At 67.8% G+C, this 18,443-nt stretch carries 14 protein-coding genes; 4 read left to right on the top strand and 10 right to left on the bottom strand.

Annotated elements, in window-relative coordinates; translation table 11 throughout:
* Positions 1–45: 45 nt before the first annotated feature.
* Positions 46–1,386 (top strand): vanadium-dependent haloperoxidase, encoded by a 1,341-nt coding sequence (locus A3Q7_RS20355; protein WP_018413426.1) that lies wholly within the window; start codon positions 46–48, stop codon positions 1,384–1,386.
* Here A3Q7_RS20355 and A3Q7_RS0118615 read toward each other — a convergent pair.
* From A3Q7_RS0118615 to A3Q7_RS0118650, 8 genes are all read right to left on the bottom strand, one after another.
* Positions 1,348–2,301: an AEC family transporter gene (locus tag A3Q7_RS0118615; protein ID WP_018413427.1), complete on the bottom strand. Its 954-nt coding sequence runs from the start codon at positions 2,299–2,301 to the stop codon at positions 1,348–1,350. The genes A3Q7_RS20355 and A3Q7_RS0118615 overlap by 39 nt on opposite strands.
* A complete protein-coding gene (locus A3Q7_RS0118620) occupies positions 2,298–3,596 on the bottom strand; it encodes an MFS transporter (protein ID WP_026225017.1) in 1,299 nt (432 codons plus the stop codon). The genes A3Q7_RS0118615 and A3Q7_RS0118620 overlap by 4 nt, the downstream gene beginning before the upstream one ends.
* 73 nt (positions 3,597–3,669) lie before the next feature.
* Positions 3,670–5,667, bottom strand: a complete 1,998-nt coding sequence (locus tag A3Q7_RS0118625; RefSeq protein ID WP_018413429.1) for a TRAP transporter large permease subunit — start codon at positions 5,665–5,667, stop codon at positions 3,670–3,672.
* Positions 5,664–6,263, bottom strand: a complete 600-nt coding sequence (locus A3Q7_RS0118630; RefSeq protein WP_018413430.1) for a TRAP transporter small permease subunit — start codon at positions 6,261–6,263, stop codon at positions 5,664–5,666. Before A3Q7_RS0118630 ends, A3Q7_RS0118625 begins: the two co-directional genes overlap by 4 nt.
* Positions 6,264–6,359: 96 nt before the next feature.
* Positions 6,360–7,487: a TRAP transporter substrate-binding protein gene (locus tag A3Q7_RS0118635; RefSeq protein ID WP_018413431.1), complete on the bottom strand. Its 1,128-nt coding sequence runs from the start codon at positions 7,485–7,487 to the stop codon at positions 6,360–6,362.
* 362 nt (positions 7,488–7,849) lie between these two features.
* Positions 7,850–9,196, bottom strand: coding sequence for a M48 family metalloprotease (locus tag A3Q7_RS0118640; RefSeq protein WP_026225018.1), 1,347 nt, complete (start codon positions 9,194–9,196; stop codon positions 7,850–7,852).
* A gap of 145 nt (positions 9,197–9,341) precedes the next feature.
* Entirely contained in the window at positions 9,342–11,033 is a 1,692-nt protein-coding gene (gene recJ, locus A3Q7_RS0118645) for a single-stranded-DNA-specific exonuclease RecJ (protein ID WP_018413433.1), read from the bottom strand.
* A gap of 11 nt (positions 11,034–11,044) precedes the next feature.
* Complete coding sequence (locus A3Q7_RS0118650; protein WP_018413434.1) at positions 11,045–12,058, bottom strand: hypothetical protein; 1,014 nt, start codon at positions 12,056–12,058, stop codon at positions 11,045–11,047.
* Positions 12,059–12,217: 159 nt separating this feature from the next.
* On the opposite strand from A3Q7_RS0118650, the gene A3Q7_RS0118655 reads away from it, so the two are divergent.
* Together A3Q7_RS0118655 and lolD are read left to right on the top strand one after the other, a co-directional pair.
* Positions 12,218–13,462, top strand: coding sequence for a lipoprotein-releasing ABC transporter permease subunit (locus A3Q7_RS0118655; RefSeq protein ID WP_018413435.1), 1,245 nt, complete (start codon positions 12,218–12,220; stop codon positions 13,460–13,462).
* On the top strand, positions 13,455–14,165 hold the full coding sequence (lolD, locus tag A3Q7_RS0118660) for a lipoprotein-releasing ABC transporter ATP-binding protein LolD (protein WP_018413436.1): 711 nt from the start codon (positions 13,455–13,457) through the stop codon (positions 14,163–14,165). The genes A3Q7_RS0118655 and lolD overlap by 8 nt, the downstream gene beginning before the upstream one ends.
* Here the strand turns inward: lolD and A3Q7_RS0118665 are convergent, their stop codons facing one another.
* Positions 14,166–15,227, bottom strand: coding sequence for a trypsin-like serine peptidase (locus A3Q7_RS0118665; protein ID WP_018413437.1), 1,062 nt, complete (start codon positions 15,225–15,227; stop codon positions 14,166–14,168).
* A 112-nt stretch (positions 15,228–15,339) separates the two neighbouring features.
* Positions 15,340–15,903 (bottom strand): DUF2062 domain-containing protein, encoded by a 564-nt coding sequence (locus A3Q7_RS0118670; protein WP_018413438.1) that lies wholly within the window; start codon positions 15,901–15,903, stop codon positions 15,340–15,342.
* A 149-nt stretch (positions 15,904–16,052) separates the two neighbouring features.
* Here A3Q7_RS0118670 and A3Q7_RS0118675 point away from each other — a divergent pair, with 149 nt between their 5' ends.
* Entirely contained in the window at positions 16,053–18,440 is a 2,388-nt protein-coding gene (locus A3Q7_RS0118675) for a ComEC/Rec2 family competence protein (RefSeq protein ID WP_018413439.1), read from the top strand.
* Positions 18,441–18,443: the final 3 nt, after the last annotated feature.

Here is an 18,443-nt window from a genome sequence, read left to right on the forward strand (position 1 = left end):
CGAATGAGAAATCCACTTGATGGAGTCCGCCGGCACGGCGGCCTCATGTTCACCCTGCTGATCGCGCTGGCGTCGCCGGCTCATGCGGTCGAGCTGCACGATACCCAGGTCGCGCGCGGAGAATGCGCAACGCTGGCCGGCGCGCACGCGGGACGCGCGCTGATGCCGGTATCGGTATTCCACGACTGGGACAAGGCGCGCAACGAAGCGGCCGCCATGGCGAAGGCGTGGGACAAGGAGCCGCCGGGTCTGGCCTGGACGCGGCTGCAGCTTGCCATGCACGTGAAGCACAAGGCGTCGCCGACGCGCGCGGCGCGCGGGCTGGCGCTGATGCACGTGGCCATGCGCGATGCGGCACTGGCTGCGCAGACCTGCGGCGAGGACGTCGCGCTGGCGCAGTCCATGGCCGCAGCCCATGTGCTCGGCTATCTGTTCAACGCCGAAGAGCGCGCCTTCGATCGCATCGTGTTCGAACTGGCCGCCCGCCATCGCGGACACGCGCGCGACAAGCCGGACGAGGCGAGCGCGCGCGCGCTGTCACTCGGCTACGAGGTGGGGCGACAGCTCGTTGCCTATGGCGATTCGGATGGCGCGCAGCACGGCTGGAACGGCGTGCGACTGCAGTGGTACGGTGAAGGACGCTACTACGGCCCGGGCAGTTGGGAGCCGACGCCGCAGTACTTCTACTTCCCGCCGTCCGAGCCCTTCGCGCCGCTCTGGCGCACATGGGTGCCCCAGGACCTTGATGCCTTGCGTCCGGTGCCGCCGCGCTACGGCTCACCCGCCTACCTGAAGGACCTGCAGGAGGTGATCGATGTGCAGCGTGCCTTGACGCCGGAACAGCGGGCGATCGCCGAACACTGGGTGGACGGGCACGGCTCGGTCACGCCTCCCGGTCACTGGAACCAGATCGCGCTCGATGCGCTGGCCGAGCGGCCGCTCGCCGATGCGAGGCAGGCGCTGGATCTGTTCGCCGATCTGAACATGGCCATGGCCGACGTATTCATCGTCGCGTGGGACGTGAAGTACTACTACTGGTCGGTGCGCCCGGTCACTGCCGCGAAGCAGTTGCTCGGTGTGGACTACAAGCCGGCCATCCTGACGCCCCCCTTTCCCGGCTATGTGTCCGGGCATGCCGCCACCAGCGGTGCTGCCGGCCGGGTGCTCGGCCACTACATGCCGGACCGGGCGGCACGCTTCAATGCGCAGGCGGAACAGGCGGCCATGTCGCGCCTGTATGGTGGCATCCACTTCCGGCACGACAACGAGGACGGCTTGACGCTGGGTCGGCGCATCGCCGGCGCGGTGATCGAACGCGCCCGGCCGCACGAGGCAAGCGTCAGCGCATCAGCCGAACAGGCCGAGGCTCAGCAGCAGGGGCAGTGACAGCCAGAACAGCAGGGTGCTCCAGCCGATGAGCAACGCGGATGCGGCGGCGTCGATGCGGAAACGCTCGGCCAGCAACAGCGACGTCATGAAGGTGGGTGTGGCGCATTCGACCAGCGAGGCACGCTGCGCCTCGTTGGGCGAGCCGGACACCAGGTGCACGAGCCCCCACACCAGCAGCGGCGCCACCAGCAGCTTGACCGCGGACGCCACCAGCACTTCGGTGCGCGGCACCAGGCGGCGCCAGGGAATGGTCATGCCCAGCACGAACATGATGACCGGAATGGCGGCCTGACCGATGAAGCGCGCCGCCTGGACCAGTGGCGGATAGGCCAGGTCGGCATACTGCGCCCCCATGCCCAGCAGGAAGGCCCAGATCGGCGGCATCATGAGCACGGTGCGCAGCACGTCGGGCCGTTCGCCTTCCGCATGTGAGCCGAGCCGGGTCGCGATCCACACGCCCAGCGTCCACACCAGCGGCATGGTCATGAACATGTCGTTGAAGATGGCGTAACGCATCGCACCCTGGCCGAAGAAGAACTCCAGCACCGGAGCCCCGACATTGAAGGTGTTGCCGAACATGCCTCCCAGCATGAGCGCGGCGCGCGTGGTGTCGTGCAGGCCGGCTCCGAGCCGGGTTTTCCACAGCAGCAGGTAGAGCAGGGCGCCATTGGCCAGCGTGCCTATGCCCACCAGCAAGGGCACGGTCAGCAGATCCAGGCTGATCGGCGTGGTGGCGGCCACCGCGAACAGGATGGCCGGGTAGAACACATAGAGCACCAGCCGGTTCAGTTGCGCGCGCAGCACGCCGGCGTCGTGTCCCTCGCCCATGCGCGCAGCCCACCAGCCGCCCGCCGCCACCAGCAACGACAGCGGCAGCATGACCTGAATCATCAGGCCCATCAGTGCATTCATCCGGTGCGCTCCGTCAGGTTGCGGCCGCCTGTTTCACGCACGAAGAACATCGCGGTCACACCGCCGATGGCGGCCGCCAGCAGCACGCGCATGCCGTCCGTCATGGCGGCGGGCGTGGCATGCGCAATGGAGGGCGACTGCAGTTCGATGACCCAGCCGACCAGGGGCTGCAGCAGGGCGGCACCCAGGAAGCAGCCGGTATTGACCAGGCTGGTCGCCATGCCGGACAGCGCCGGCGGGTTCACCTCCTTCGCGCAGGCCCAGGTGAGCGAGAACGAAGAGGCCGAAATGCCGATCACCGCACATGCGGCATAGCTCGCCCACAGTGGCAGCGTCCCTCCGATCGCGAATGGCAGCCAACCCACCAGATAGAGCACACCGAACCCCAGCATGACAGGCTTGCGCCGCTGCAGCAGATCGGACAGGCGACCCACACCCAGGCAGGTGAACGCGAACATGACCAGAACAAGGGTCGTATGCTGCGCGGCGACAGCGCGCGGCAGCGCGTGCACGGTCATGAGATAGGGCACGCCCCACAGACCTGCGAAGGAAAACAGGGTGCCGGCAATGCCGGCATTCACGAACAGGCCGGGCCAGCTTGCGCGGTTCGATGCCACGTGTTTCAGGCCAAGCTTCCAGTCGCCGACCGGCATGGGCGGATGTGCCGGTTTGCCGTCCAGTTCGCGCAGGGTCGGCAAGCCGGCATCCTCCGGTCGGTCGCGCACGCGCAGCCAGGTGAGCAGAGCGATCAGCATGGACAGCAGGCCAAGCGCCACGAATACCGTGCGCCACGACACGTGGGCCACGATCCATGCCAGTGGCAAGGCCGCGCTCGCCGCGCCCATATTGCCGATGAACATGGTGATGCCATTGAGCGTCGCGAAGCGGTTTTCCGGAAACCAGGCGGCATTGATCTTGAGCAGGGCGATGAAGGGGAAGGACACGCCCAGCCCCACCAGCGTGCGACCGGCCAGCGCACCGCCCAGGCCGTCGGCCAGCGCGAACAGGATGGAACCGATGCCGGCGATCACGCCGCCGAGGGCGACGATGCGCCGCGGTCCCAGCGTGTCCGCCAGCACGCCGGTCGGGATCTGCATCACCATGTAGATCCAGAAATAGCTGGACGCCAGTATGCCCAGCGACGCGGGGCCGACCTGGAAATCGCGCGCCAGTTCGGCGGCGATGGCGGCGGGCGCGGTGCGGTGGAAGAAAGCCAGCACATAGGCGCCGGCGATCAGTCCGAAGGCGGTCCAGCGCAGGCGGATGAGCAGGCGGGTGTGTTCGGCGGAGAGCATCGTGAGCATTCTAGGGTCTGAAAAGACCCACGGCGCTTGCGCGCCGTGGGTTCCTTCGTCTGTGCCGGTGCTGTCAGTTGTACAGATAGTTCGGCAGCCACATGCCGATGCCGGGGAACAGATAGAGCAGGATGAGCGCGATCACCTGTATGCCCATGAAGGGCAGCATGCCGGCGAATATTTCATTCAGCGTCACATGAGGCGGTGCCACGCCCTTCAGGTAGAAGGCCGACATCGCCACCGGCGGCGACAGGAAGGCGGTCTGCAGATTGATGGCCACCAGCAGGCCGAAGAACAGCGGATCGATGTTGAAGTGGGCGAGCAGCGGGATGAAGATGGGCATGAAGATGACGATGATTTCCGTCCACTCCAGCGGCCAGCCCAGCACGAAGATGATGAACTGCGCAAGGATCATGAACTGTATCGGCGTCAGATCCATGGACAGCACGAACTTCTCCACCAGTTCCTGACCACCCAGCAGCGCGAAGGCGGCCGAGAAGATGGCGCTGCCGACGAACAGCCAGCACACCATGGCCGAGGTCTTGGCGGTCAGGAACACCGACTCCTTGACCACGCCGAAATTGAGCCGACCATAGGCTGCGGCCAGCAGGGCGCCGCCGAAGGCGCCGACCGCCGCCGCCTCGGTGGGCGTCGCCAGCCCGAACACGATGGTGCCCAGCACGGCCAGGATGAGCACGGCGAGCGGAAAGAAGGACGACAGCAGCATCTTGAATATTTCCAGCCGCTCGAAGCTCAGCAGCGCGTAGTAGCCCAGCAGCAGGGCGGCGCAGACGGCCACCGCGATCCAGAAGCCGGGCGGTGCCGGCCGTTCGGATGGCACCGCGGTGGCGGCGCCATCGGCGGCGGACGGTTCGCTCAGTGAGGGGGAGGGCTCATCCGGCGCCGTCGTGGCGCCCGGCGGCTCCGCCAGGTCCGTGCCGTCGGCAGGTGGCTCGGTCAGGCCTCCGTCGGACGACGGCGGTTCCTGCAGCCCGCCGTCGTCTGCGGGCGGCTCCTGCAATCCACTTTCTTCAGCCGCAGGCGGCTCGGCCAGTTCGCCCCCGGAATAGTCGCTGTCGAAGGATTGCAGACCGTCCGGCAGCGCGTCCTCCACCGCCGCCGGGCGCGTGAGATTGCCGTGTACCGCGACCAGCGCCAGCGCCACCGCGATCAGCGGGAGCAGGGTGACGAACAGTTGTCGCAGCAGAGTGCCGGCGCTGGTATCCGCGTTGCGCGGTCCTTTCAGCGCCGCGATCAGCGCGGGCAGGGCACGTCGGCCATGGTCGCGCGCAACGCGGGCGAGCGAGGGCGGCAGTTCGACCTGACGTTCCGCGTCCGGCAGGGGCGGTGCCGTGTCCGGTTTCAGCTTCGCCATCAGGATGACATACAGCATGTACAGCCCTGCCAGCATGAGCCCGGGGAAAAACGCACCGGCATACAGCTTCACCACCGATACGCCGGCCGTCGCGCCATACACGATGAGCATGACCGAGGGCGGGATCAGGATGCCGAGGCAACCACCCGCCGTGATCACGCCGGCCGAAAGCCGCACGCTGTAGCCGGCGCGCAGCATGGCCGGCAATGCCAGCAGACCCATCAGCGTCACGACGGCACCGACGATGCCGGTGGCGGTCGCGAAAATGGCGCAGGTCACCAGCGTGGCCACCGCGAGCGAGCCGGGCAGGCGCGCCATGGCCAGATGCAGGCTCTTGAACAGCTTTTCGATCAGGTTTGCGCGCTCGACCAGATAGCCCATGAATACGAACAGCGGGATGGAAATGAGCACGTCATTGGTCATGACCGAATAGGCGCGCTGCACCATCAGGTCCAGCGTCTGCTGGGTCGCCAGTTCGGCGTTCTGCATGCGATAGGCGAGCCACGCGAAGATGACGCCCATGCCCATCAGCGTGAAGGCGGTCGGGAAGCCCAGCATGATGGCCACCACCACCAGCGCCAGCATGAGCAGGCCAAGGTGGCCGCCGGTCCAGTCCGACGGCGCCGGCATGAGGACGGCGGTGGCCGCGATGATGAGGGCCATCAGGCCGAAGCCGAAGCGCAGTTCCTTCCTCATTTGGCGGCTCCCGCTTCACCTTCCGGCAGATCGGCGTGCACCATGTGGCGCAGCTTGTCGACATCGACTTCCTCGACGTCGTGTGTGCGCGACGGCCATTCACCGTCGCGCAGGCAGACGATGCAGCGCAGGATTTCCACCGCACCCTGCAGCAGCAGGGCTGCGCCGGCGAATGGAATGATGAACTTGAACGGATAGACCGGCGGGCCGTCGGATGTCACCGACGAACGCTCCTGTATCGCCATCGATTCGGTGAAGAAGTGCCAGCCCGCCCAGCACAGCGCGACCACGCCGGGCACGAAGAACACGAAATACAGGATGAGGTCCAGCGTGGCCTGTGTGCGTGGCCGGAAGAAACCGTACAGCACGTCGCCGCGCACATGGCCTGAGGTGGCCAGCGTGTAGGCGCCGGCCATCATGAACAGTGTGCCGTACAGCATGTACGTCGCGTCGAACACCCAGGCATGCGGGCTGTTCAACACGTAGCGCGAAAACACCTCCCAGGTGATGAGCAGGGTCAGCGCGACGATGGTCCACGCGAAGGCGTGACCGATGAATGTGTTCAGGCGATCGACGCCGAGTAGGAATTTCTGCATGGCCGTGTGCGGGCGCGGGTGGTCGCCCGTTCTTCAGAGAGCGGATGGGAAACCGGCGCCCCTTTTGGAGGCGCCGGTCGGCGACGGGCTTCTGCTTCAGCCCTTCTTCGAGAAGAAGTGGTCGTAGGCCATCTTGAAATTGACCGTGGTGTCGTTCTGCCATTTGGCCGTGCGACGAGCGAAGGCGCGTTGCGATTCCAGCACCTTCCTGAACATCGGATTCTCTTCGGCCTTCTTGGCGGAAACCTTGTCCCAGGCGGCGAGTTGCGCCTTCAGGATGGAGTCGGGCGTCTTGTAGAACTTCACGCCCTGCTTTTCCTGCATTTCCTGGTAGGCGGTGGAATAGCGGTCGATCGCCTTCCAGGACATTTCGGCGGATGCCGCCGGCACCGCGCTGTTGATGATGGCACGCAGGTCAGCGGGCAGCGCATCGAGACGCTTCTTGTTGAACAGGATTTCGAACTGTTCCGAGGCCTGGTGGAAGCTCTGCAGCATGCACACCTTGGATACGTCCGGGAAGCCGAGAACCTGGTCGGACGCGGCATTGTTGAATTCCGCCGCGTCGAGCAGCCCGCGGTCCATGGCTGGCACGATTTCGCCGCCGGGCAACGCATTCACCGATACGCCCAGATCGGTGAACACGTCGATGGACAGGCCGACCGTGCGGTATTTCAGGCCCTTCATGTCCTCTATCCGGGTGACCGGCTTCTTGAACCAGCCCAGCGGCTGGGTCGGCATCGGGCCGTACATGTAGGACACGACGTCCATGTTCAGGCTCTTGTAGATCTCGTCCAGCAGCGCCTTGCCGCCGCCGAATTCGTGCCACGCGAGCAGCATGTTCGCGTCCATGCCGAAAGCCGGGCCGGAGCCCCACAGCGCCAGCGCCGAGTTCTTGCCGTACCAGTAGGCGATCACACCGTGGCCGCCATCCAGCGTGCCCTTGTTCACCGCATCCAGCAGATCGAAAGCCTTCACCACCGAGCCGGCCGGCAGCACCTCGATCTTCAGCCGCCCGCCGGACATGTCATTGACCAGCCTGGCGTAGTCCTGGGCGAATTCGTGGAAGATGTCCTTGGCCGGCCAGGTCGACTGGAAGCGAAGCGTGATCGGGGACTGTGCGACTGAAATGCTCGGGAACGCGACGGCTGCGGTACCGGCTGCAGTGCCGGCAGCCTTGGCCAGGAAACTGCGTCGGGCCGGCTGCATGTTCTTCTGTTCAGACATGGTTTTCCTCCTCGTGGTTGTGGTCGCGTCATGCGTGCGCCACCGCGGGCGGTAGTCCGCTCACGCACACACCTCGCGCGCGAGGATGCTAACCTCGACCGTCCGCGGCCACAAGGCGCGCTGCAACCAGGATCATGCGGCGACGTGCGCCCGCAGAAGGCCGTTTCCGCGATGCCGAGGGCGTCCCGATGGTGCTGTCCTCCGGCCTTTGGCCGCGCCGGGAACAGCCGCGGAAGACTGGTGAGGGAGGGGCGGGCCGGCGTGTCCGCGGTGGCGGACAGGAACGGGGCCGGCACGCTGGAGGCCATATCGTTGCCTGCGCCGCCGCGCACGCGACACGGTGTTCTGTTTCCCGATGCGTCCTATTTCTTGACCGCGCCCCAGGCCTGCAGGCGCTGGTAGGCGAATTGCGCCTGCGCATCCTTGTTGCCGCTGCGGATGTAGGCGGCGTAATGCTGGCTGGCGGCGCGCCGGTCCTGCATGGTTTCGTAAGCCACGCCCTTCAGGAACAGCGTGGTCGGATTGCCGGGCAGCACCTTGTCGTAGGCATTGAATGCGGCCAGCGCTTCCGGGCCGCGGCCCAGGGCCAGTTTCGATACACCGCGCTGGTACATGGCCTGCCCTTCGCCGGGGTAGATTTCGGACGCGCGCGCGAAATGCCGGTCGGCGTCGGCATATTGCTTCTGCGCCAGCAGGCACTTGCCCATCAGCACATTGCCGCAATAGTCGTCCGGCGCCAGCTTGAGCGATTGCGCGAAGCGCGATTCCGCTTCGTCGAGCGATTTCTTCGCCATCAGCGACTCGCCTTCCTGCTGCGCCTGGACGGCGGGTGCGATCCTGCGCAGCCGGGCCGTGTTGTCCATGTAGCGCTCGCGCTTGAGCTTGTTGCCGCGGAAGCTGCCGTAGGCGTCGGTCGCCTCGCGTTGCGCCGTGGCATAGCGTTCGTCCGACATCGGATGCGACGAGAACATGGTCTGCAGCATGCTGGGCTGGCTCTTGTTCTGGCTGCGCAGCATGTCCATCAGGTCCACCATGCCGTCCGGGTTGTAGCCGGCGCGCGTCATGTAATCCAGACCCAGTGCGTCGGCCTGCCTCTCGTCGGCGCGCGAATAGCCGGCCAGCAGGGCGCTGGCGCCGACCTGGCTGGCGATATTGGCCAGCGGGGCCGCGCCGCGATAGTCCGACATGGCGACCGCCACGTTCACCGCCATTGCGCCGGCCTGGGCGATCATGCCGCGTCCCGCCTGTTTCGCGCTGTGGCGCGCATTCACGTGGCCGGTTTCGTGGCCGAGCAGCGCCGCCAGTTCGTCCTCGCTGTCCAGTTCGAGCAGGATGCCGCGGGTACAGGCCATGCTGCCGCCGGGAAAGGTGTAGGCGTTGATGTAGTTCGCGTTCACGACGCGCGCGCTGTACGGCACTTCCGGCCGGTGGGTGTTCTTCGCCAGCGACAGTTCGACGTCATTCACATAGCGGTTCAGTTCCGGATCCTGGATCGCGCCATAGTCGGCCGAGAACTGCTGCGGCGACTGCTTGCGGTCGAGTGCGATCTCGTCCTGTTCCGACAGCCCGACCAGCACCTGCTGGCCGGTGATGGGATCGGTGGCGCAGCCGGACAGTTGCGGCAGGACCACGCCGGCGCCGGCGATGCCGGACAGCCACAGGAAGTCGCGGCGGCTCATTTCGCGGCGGAAGAATCTATCGTGCGACACGGGGGGCTCCTTTTCGATCCGGGTCATCGTGCATTCAGCAACGACCGGATGGCCGGTTGCGCTGACCCGGAAAGATTCAAGACTGAAGCTTCAGGCGGCAAGGTTACGTTTCACGACACAGGACTCGCGCTGCGCCGGGTCAAGCTCAGGCCGGTTCCGCGTGCTCCACCATCAGTTGCACGCGGCGCACGCCCTGGTATTCGTTGATGTCCAGCCGGTAGGCGGCGGTCACCTCGCCGGGCAGTGGTTCGGCGCGGTTGAACCAGATGGCGTCGAAGGTCTGGCCGTCCTTGGCAAGCAGCAGTTTCAGATGCTTGTCCTTCAGCAGCCGCTGGTTGCGCACTTCGAAGCGATCCGCGAATACCGGCGGCGGGAAGCCCTGGCCCCAGGTTTCCGCCTCGATCAGGATGGCCGCCTGCAGGTTCATCAGCGACGCTTCGAGCGCGCCATCGGTTTCTATGGTGCGGGTGAGGGCGGAAGGTTCCACCATGTCGGTCACCGCCTGTTCGAAGGCGGCCCGGAAGCGCTCGAAATCATGCTCGCGCAGCGTCAGCCCGGCCGCCATCGCGTGACCGCCGAAGCGGATGAGCAGCCCCGGTTCGCGCTTGGATACCAGATCGAGCGCGTCGCGCAGGTGCAGGCCCGGTATCGAGCGGCCGGAGCCCTTGATTTCGCCCTCGTTGCCGCGCGCGAAGGCGATGGTCGGACGGTGCGCCCTTTCCTTGATGCGTGACGCGACGATGCCGATCACGCCCTGGTGCCACTCCGGATGGAACAAGGCCAGCGATTTCGATTCCCCCACGTCCACCCCGGCGAGCTGGGCGGTCGCTTCCTCCTGCATGCCCTGTTCGATCTCGCGCCGCTCGCGGTTCATCGCGTCGAGCTGCTGGGCGAGGCCGAGCGCGCGCGCGAAGTCGTCGGTGATCAGGCATTCGATGCCGAGCGACATGTCGGACAGCCGGCCGGCGGCATTCAGTCGCGGGCCGATGGCAAAGCCCAGGTCGAAGGCGCTGGCGTGCGCGTGATCGCGTCCCGCGGCGGCGAACAGCGCACGCAGGCCGGGCGTGAGCTTGCCCGAGCGGATGCGCTGCATGCCCTGGGTCACCAGCACGCGATTGTTGTGGTCGAGTTTCACGACGTCGGCCACCGTACCCAGAGCGACCAGATCGAGCAGCATGCCCAGATTGGGTTCATCGCGCCCGGCGAAGGCGCCGCGCCGGCGCAGTTCGGCACGCAAGGCCAGCATGACGTAGAACATGACGCCGCAACCGGCGATCGCCTTGCTCGGGAACTCGCAGCCGGGCTGGTTCGGGTTCACGATCACATCGGCCTGCGGCAGGTGTTCGCCCGGCAGATGGTGATCGGTCACCAGCACCGACATGCCCAGTTCGTTGGCGCGCGCCACACCTTCCACGCTGGCGATGCCATTGTCCACCGTGATGATGATGTCCGGTTCGGCATGCGCAGCCAGGTCGACGATTTCCGGCGTCAGCCCGTAACCGTACTCGAAGCGGTTGGGCACCAGATAGCTCACGTTGGCGCCCATGGCGCGCAGCGCGCGCATGCCCACCGCGCACGCGGTTGCGCCGTCGCAGTCGTAGTCGGCGACGATGAGCAGCCGCGCATCGGCTTCGATCGCATCGGCCAGCATCTGCGCCGCGTCGTGCGCGCCGGTGAGCAGATCGGGCGGCAGCAGGGCCTTCAGCGAATAGTCGATCTGGCTGCGGTCCTGCACGCCGCGCGAGGCATACAGACGTGCCAGCAGCGGATGCACGCCCTGCTGTTCGAGCAGGGCGTAGCTGCGTGGCGGGATGGGGCGGTTCAGGATGAGGGTCACGATTCCGGGGGCTAGAGGCTGGAGGCCAGGGGCCAGGGGCCAGGGGCCAGGGGGTGCGGGCGGCGCCACAGCTTCCACAGGTCGCGGCGTTCGGTGGTGCAGGCGAGCACGCCGTCGTCGCCGCTCAGCGTGACGGTGACCGACTGCACATCGCCGCGCCGCAATGCCTGCAATGCCGGGGCGATCCAGCGCGCATCGAGCGCCTCCACCGCGCGCGTCCACGCGTCCGCATCGAGATACAGCGCGGGGGGCAGCGCATCCTGCAGCAGCACCATATTGCCCTCCTGCAGCGCCACGTCCGGTCGTTCCGGCAGCGGCGCGGCGCGCAAGCCGGCGGCCATGGCGAGGCCATGTGCCAGCGCATCGTCCGCCCACAGTTGCAGGCAGGGTGCCGCCGCGCTGACCGGCAGCGCACCCGCGCCCCAGAACCACAGGCTGTTGATGGTCGGGCGGCCGGCTTCTTCGCGCTCGACATTGACCGGATGGCCGTGCAACAGCATCTGGGTTTCGTTCATCCACTGTCTGAGCCGGGGCGCATCGCGTCCGCCGGGCATGGATGCATCGAGCTTGCGCCCGAGCGCGGCGCCGGGGGGCACCGTGTCCACTTCCATCGGTTCAAGCAGCGCAAGATGGCCATGGCCGCCGGCCGGCAGATGCAGCCAGCCCACGCTGGCGAAATGCGCATTCCACGATGCGGCGAGCGCGCTCGCCTCCTGCGCGTCAGGCGCCACGTCCGGCCGGTCCGTGAGCATGAGCGCGTCGCGCGCGAAGCGCAGATGGAGGGCGTCGGCAGCGAGCCAGCAGCGACGATCCGGCTCTTCGCCCAGACCCGCGCGGCGCAGCGCGGCCAGTGGAGCCGCATCGTCCAGCCCGAAAAGTCCTGCCAGCAGCGCTTCCGGTGCCCGCGCAGCGCGGCGCGAACGCGTGCCGCGGCCCAGCAGCAGCGCCAGCGCGGGCGTGCGTGGAGGAGGGATCGTCGAGGAGGACGGCCAGAGCAGGCCGGGCAGGACCAGATGCAGGGACATGCGCGGATTCTAAGTTGCAGGCGTCAGGATGCAAGCTTCAACGCGCCTGGACAGCAGGCGGGGAAGGCGGGCAGGGAGCGGAACCGGGGCAGAGGCGTCCACGGCATGTTGCGCCCGGTGTCGTGTTTCTTGCCACTTGTCTCTTACACTGCCGTCCCCATGAACTACGAAATCCTGCTCGGCCTGCGCTATGTGCGGGCCAAACGGCGAAATGGATTCATTTCCTTCATTTCGCTCATTTCCACGCTCGGGCTGGCGCTCGGTGTCGCGGCACTGATCACCGTGCTGTCCGTGATGAACGGCTTCCAGAAGGAATTGCGCACGCGCATCCTCGGCGTGGCATCGCACATCCAGATCACTGGCTGGGACAACGAACTGACGGGCTGGCAGCAGGTGGCCGACGCGGCGCTGAAGAATCCGGACGTGAAGGCGGCAGCACCCTATGTCAGCGAACAGGCCATGCTGTCCTTCGACCAGACGGTGCGCGGCGCCATGGTGCGCGGCGTGCTGCCCGCAGCCGAGGATCAGGTGGCCGATTTCGCGCAGCACATGCGCGCCGGCCGGCTCACCGACCTGCAGCCGGGCGGATTCGGCATCGTGCTGGGCATCGAACTGGCGCGCGCGCTGCAGGTGAGGCCGGGCGACAAGGTGACGCTGATCGCGCCACAGGGACTGGTGACCCCGGCCGCCGTGCTGCCGCGACTCAAGCAGTTCACCGTTGTCGGCGTGTTCGAGGCCGGCCATTACGAGTACGACGCCAGCCTGGCGCTGATCCACATGCAGGACGCGCAGGCGCTGTACCGCATGGAGGATCGCGTGTCCGGCGTGCGTCTGCGCGTGACCGATCTGTTCGACGCGCCGCGCGTGGCGCGCGCGCTGCAGGACGCCTTCGCCGGCCAGGATCTGCTGGTGGGCGACTGGACCCGCCAGCACGCGAATTTTTTCCGCGCGGTGGCGATCGAGAAGAACATGATGTTCATCATCCTGTCCCTCATCGTCGCGGTGGCGGCGTTCAACATCGTGTCCATGCTCATCATGGTGGTGACCGACAAGCAGGCCGACATCGCCATCCTGCGCACGCTGGGCGCCAGCCCGGCCAGCATGATGAAGGTATTCGTGGTGCAGGGCGCGGTGATCGGCGGCTTCGGCCTGCTGCTGGGGGTGGCGGGCGGTCTGCTGCTGGCGGGCAATCTGGACGTGGTGGTGCCGGCGATAGAGAAGATCGCCGGCGTGTCGCTGTGGTCGTCCGAGGTGTATTTCATTCCCGAACTGCCGTCGGAAATCCTGCTGTCCGACGTGATCACGGTCACCGTGATGGGCGGCCTGCTCACCTTGCTGGCCACGCTCTACCCGAGCTGGCGCGCTTCGCGCGTGCAGCCGGCGGAGGCGCTGCGCTATGAGTGACATCGTGCTGAGCTGCCGCGCCCTGGGCAAGGTATTCCATCAGGGCAAGGTCGAGGTGCCGGTGCTGCGCGGCATAGACCTGGACGTTGCGCGCGGCGAGCGCGTTGCGGTGGTCGGCGCCAGCGGATCCGGCAAGAGCACGCTGCTGCATCTGCTCGGCGGCCTGGATGTGCCGAGCACCGGCAGCGTGTCGCTGCTCGGCCAGGACTATTCCACGCTCGGCGAGGCCGCGCGCGGCGAACTGCGCAATCGCGCGCTGGGCTTCGTCTACCAGTTCCATCATCTGCTGGCCGAGTTTTCCGCGCTGGACAATGTCGCGATGCCGCTGCTGATCCGCCGCCAGAGCCGCGACCAGGCGCGCACGGCGGCGGCGGCCATGCTGAGCGAAGTCGGGCTGGCGCACCGGGTGGAACATCAGCCGGGCGAACTGTCGGGCGGCGAACGCCAGCGCGTGGCCATCGCGCGCGCGCTGGTGACGCAACCGGCCTGCGTGCTCGCCGACGAACCCACCGGCAACCTGGATAGCCGTACCGCCGATGCGGTATTCGAGCTCATGCTGCAGTTGAGCCGCTCGCGCGGCACCAGCTTCGTCATCGTCACCCATGACGAGAGGCTGGCGGCGCGTACCGATCGCATCGTGCGCCTGGCCGATGGCAGCGTGAGCGCGGCGCGCGATCCAGTGTCAGCAGACCCGGGGGCCTGATCAGCGCGCGCCGCCAGCGTCGGCGCGCCGCGTGGCGTCGCCGTCCAGCGAACGGATGTCCGCGCCCAGCGCGCGGGCCCGCGTGATCAGCGCGCGCGCCTCCGGCGTGTCCAGCCGCACGCCATAGGCGGCATACGGAAAATCGCTGAGCGGGCCGGGGCTGTCATTGAAGAAGGTCCATTGCTTGTTCTTGCGGTAGAAGGTTTCGACGAAACTGGTGAGCGCGAACACGCCGCGCCGGCCATCGCGATCGGTCACGATCCACGGGCCACCGGAATCGCCGCGCGTCGGCATGGGCAGGGCGACGCGATACTGTCCGTCCTCGACCCGATTGACCGCGAGCAGGGCCCAGGCCGGCTCGACCACCGCGTGCTTGGCTTCGAACTGGGCACGGAACTGCAGGTGCAACAGCGGATCCAGCGTTTCGTACTGCTGTGGCACGAAGCGGTAGAAATCGTCGCTCGCGGCAAGCAGGGGCTTTACCGCGCAGCGCGGCTGGCGCAGCGGCTTGTCGGTATAGCCGCGCCCGTAGCCGCACAGCATGGCCCGGTCGTCGTCGACGTGGTCGGCCAGCGGCATCAGACCCAGTTCGTCCGGCGCGTCGCCATCGAACACCAGTACCGCGACATCGCGCGCCAGATTGGCGTCGACGTCCTCGAAGCGGCGGTACACCGCATGACGCAATGGCGGCAGCACCGTGGCGCCACCCTGCAGGCGGAGCACCGGCAGTCCGTTGCCCGGATCCAGTCGCGCGTCGCGCAGGCAATGCGCGGCGGTCAGAACGGTCAGCGGCGCGCGGCCGACCACCACCGCACTGCATTCGTTGCGCCCGGATACGATGCCGCGCGTCGAGCCGTGCCAGATCCATTGTTCGACCACCAGTTCCACCGTGGCCACGGCCACCGACGGTGTCGGTTCGCCGTGGATCAGCGCCTGCGCGGCGGCCGGCAGCAGGCCGGAGACGATGGCGCAGGCCTGGGCCCACCTTGCCGCTGGCCGGCTGCGCTGGCGCAACCGGGCGGCGCGGGCCGCGACGGACGGTTGGTCGTGCTTTCGCTTCACCCGGACGATCCTCCCTGTTGTCCCCGGCCGATGACCGATGGCCGGGGTTCGCTGCGCATTCAGACCCGTGTTGCGGCGGTCGAGTGCCGGGAAAAGCGCCCGAGTTGCATCGTCACCCCAGGCCTCGCCGACGCGCGCGCTGTCGCCAGGCGCGCACCAGATGCCAGCGCCAGGCCACGCGCACCATCACGTAGCCGGCAAGTGCCAGCGTCACGGCGAGCAGCGGCAGTCCTATCAGCAGCGGTTCGCCGAGCGCGAGGAACCAGTCGACCATGGCCCGCAGCCAGCCGGAGACGCCGGCATCGTCCGCAATGTCCGGCGCATGGAAATGCGCGCCGGCCGGCAAGGTCATGCCGAACAGCGGCATCACCGCCCGTCCGAAAGCCCACGCCACCGCGTACAGCGGAACGATGGTGAGCGGATTGCTGTAGACCGTGAGGATGACCGCCAGCGGCAGGTTCACCCGGAACAGGACCGCCAGCAGCGCCGCGCCCAGCATCTGCATCGGACCGGGAATGAGACCGGCGAACAGGCCGATCGCCACGCCGCCGGCACAACTGTGCCGGTTCAGGTGCCACAGGCGAGGGTGGCCCAGCCAGTCGGCAAAGGGGGCGAACAGGCGGTTGCGGCGCAGGCTTTCGCTGTCGGGCAGATGACTTCGTATCAGCTTCTTCATCGATGGGTCGGAGGCGCGGCATGGAAGGCGACGCTGTGCCGCTACAGTAATCCAGTGTGGCACGCCCGGGCAGCGGACGGTCGCGGCAGGCAGACAGCGCCATGCCGGCATGGTTCGCCGACCGGCAATTCATTCGGCATAATTGGCGCATGTCTCCCCTGTCCGTCCTGGCGCTGGCCATGCTCTGCGGCTGCTTCGCCGCATCGCGCATGCCCGCTCTGCCGCAACCGGCGCTGCTGCTTGCGGCGGCCTCGTGCGCCTGCCTTGCCGCACTGGCGCTGGCGCGATGGACGCCGTCCCTGCGGCCGCTGGCGACCTTTGCCGCACTGGTGGTCTGCGCCTGGGCCGGCGCGCTGTACTGGGGACATCTGCACGTGGCCGACCGCGTGCAGCCCGCGCTCGAAGGAGTGGACGTGGACGTGACTGGCATCGTGAGCAGCCTGCCCTTGCGCATCGAGCGCGGCCTGCGCTTCGAGTTCGATGTCGAGGCGGGCCCGGTCGGTGTGCCGCGCCGCATCGCGCTGAACTGGTATGACGGGGCGCGCGGCGAGCATGGCCAGCCGGGCAGCAGCGAAGCCTTTTCCCGTCCGCCGGTGCCGGCCGGCAGTCGCTGGCAGTTGCGGGTAAGACTGAAGCGGCCGCATGGCAACATGAATCCTCACGGCTTCGATTACGAAGGCTGGCTGTTCGCGCGCGGCATCGGCGCCACCGGCCATGTCCGCGCCACGGGTGCCGACCGCGCCGCGCAACGCATGCTGCAACGCGAGGCCGATGGCTGGGGCCCGGCCGTGCAGCGACTGCGCGAGCGGGTGCGCGAGCGCTTCGAGCGCGTGCTGGCGGAGGACGACGCTGCACTGCCATGGGCCGGAGTGCTGGTGGCGCTGGCCATCGGCGAACAGCGCGCCATATCGCCGGCACAGTGGGATCTGTTCGAACGCGCCGGGCTGACGCATCTGGTGTCGATCTCGGGTCTGCATGTCACCATGGTGGCGGCCCTGGTCGCCGCGCTCATCGGGGCTGGCTGGCGGCGGCTGCCGGCCCTGGCGCTGCGCTGTGCCGCGCAGCGCGCCGGGCTGATTGCCGGCCTGGTGGCGGCCACCGGCTACTGCGTACTGGCGGGCTTCGGCATTCCGGCGCAGCGCACGCTGGTCATGCTTGCCGTGGGCGTGCTCATGCTGTGGTCGGGACGGGGTGCCGCGGTGGTGGATGCGCTGGCGCTCGCCCTGTGCGCCGTGCTCGTGCTGCATCCGCTGGCGGTGATCGATGCCGGCTTCTGGCTGTCGTTCGGCGCGGTGGCGCTGCTGTTCCATGCGGCCTCCGGGGAAGCGGGCGAAGGCCAGGCACTGCACGCATGGCTGCGCGCGCAGGCGGCGATCACGCTCGGCCTTGCGCCGCTCACGCTGGCACTGTTCGGCCGCGTGTCGTTGCTCGCACCGCTGGCCAATCTGCTGGCCATTCCGGTCATCAGCCTTCTGGTCACACCGCTGGTCCTGACGGCCATCGTGCTGCCGCTGGACCTGCTGCTGTACGCCGCGCATGCACTCACCTCCGGTCTGATGGCCGTGATGAGCTGGCTGACCGCGCCGGACTGGAGCTTGTGGCACAGCCCCGCGCCCTCCGCGCTTGCGGTGGCGTGCGGACTGATCGGCGCCGTCTGCGCGCTGGCGCCGCCGGGCTGGCCGGGGCGCGTGCTGGCGCTGCCGCTCATGCTGCCACTGCTGTGGCCGCCGGTGGATAGGCCGCAGCCGGGCGATATGCGCGTGACCGTGCTCGATGTCGGTCAGGGGCTGGCGGTGCATGTGCAGGGCGCGCGTACCGACCTGCTGTTCGACACCGGACCGCGCTATGGCGCCGAGGCCGATGCCGGCGAACGCCTGGTGTTGCCCTATTTGCGCGCGATGGGCGTGTCCGCGCTCGATGTCATGATGGTGAGTCACGCCGACAGCGATCATGCCGGCGGCGCGGCGTCGCTGCTGGCGGGATTGCCGGTGCGTCGTCTGCTGTCCTCGGTGCCGCCGGGCGACGTGTTGCGTCTGGCGCGACCCGATGGCGAAACCTGTGCGGCAGGGCAGCGCTGGCAGGCGGACGGGCTGACCTTTTCGGTGCTGCATCCGCCGCCGGGGGCGGTCGAACGCGGCGGGCAGTCGAGCAACGCGCTGTCCTGCGTGCTGCGCGTCGACTCGGCGCATGGCAGCGTGCTCATCACCGGCGACCTGCTGGCACAGGGCGAGACGTCCCTGGTCGACGCCGGTGCGGCGCTGGCGAGCGATGTGCTTGTCAGTCCGCACCACGGCAGCCGCACGTCCTCCTCGCCCGCTTTCGTTTCCGCCGTCGCCGCGCGCGAGGTGGTGCACACTGCGGGCTATCGCAACCGCTTCGGCCATCCGCATCCGGCCGTCGTGGCGCGTTACGCGGGCGCCGGCGCGCTCCAGCGGCGCAGCGACCGCGACGGCGCGGTGCGTTACCTGTTCCGGCGCGATGGGCTGGTGATCGAATCCAGTCGCGAGCGGGACCGGAGGTACTGGCATCATTTTTAGGGG

Source organism: Methyloversatilis thermotolerans, from assembly GCF_000372885.1.
Classification (GTDB): Bacteria; Pseudomonadota; Gammaproteobacteria; order Burkholderiales; family Rhodocyclaceae; genus Methyloversatilis; species Methyloversatilis thermotolerans.

Coding starts and splice junctions, on each gene's coding strand:
- A3Q7_RS20355 (WP_018413426.1), top strand. CDS start 46: ATGTTCACCCTGCTGATCGCGCTGGCGTCGCCGGCTCATGCGGTCGAG.
- A3Q7_RS0118615 (WP_018413427.1), bottom strand. CDS start 2,301: ATGAATGCACTGATGGGCCTGATGATTCAGGTCATGCTGCCGCTGTCG.
- A3Q7_RS0118620 (WP_026225017.1), bottom strand. CDS start 3,596: ATGCTCTCCGCCGAACACACCCGCCTGCTCATCCGCCTGCGCTGGACC.
- A3Q7_RS0118625 (WP_018413429.1), bottom strand. CDS start 5,667: ATGAGGAAGGAACTGCGCTTCGGCTTCGGCCTGATGGCCCTCATCATC.
- A3Q7_RS0118630 (WP_018413430.1), bottom strand. CDS start 6,263: ATGCAGAAATTCCTACTCGGCGTCGATCGCCTGAACACATTCATCGGT.
- A3Q7_RS0118635 (WP_018413431.1), bottom strand. CDS start 7,487: ATGTCTGAACAGAAGAACATGCAGCCGGCCCGACGCAGTTTCCTGGCC.
- A3Q7_RS0118650 (WP_018413434.1), bottom strand. CDS start 12,058: ATGTCCCTGCATCTGGTCCTGCCCGGCCTGCTCTGGCCGTCCTCCTCG.
- A3Q7_RS0118655 (WP_018413435.1), top strand. CDS start 12,218: ATGAACTACGAAATCCTGCTCGGCCTGCGCTATGTGCGGGCCAAACGG.
- lolD (WP_018413436.1), top strand. CDS start 13,455: ATGAGTGACATCGTGCTGAGCTGCCGCGCCCTGGGCAAGGTATTCCAT.
- A3Q7_RS0118670 (WP_018413438.1), bottom strand. CDS start 15,903: ATGAAGAAGCTGATACGAAGTCATCTGCCCGACAGCGAAAGCCTGCGC.
- A3Q7_RS0118675 (WP_018413439.1), top strand. CDS start 16,053: ATGTCTCCCCTGTCCGTCCTGGCGCTGGCCATGCTCTGCGGCTGCTTC.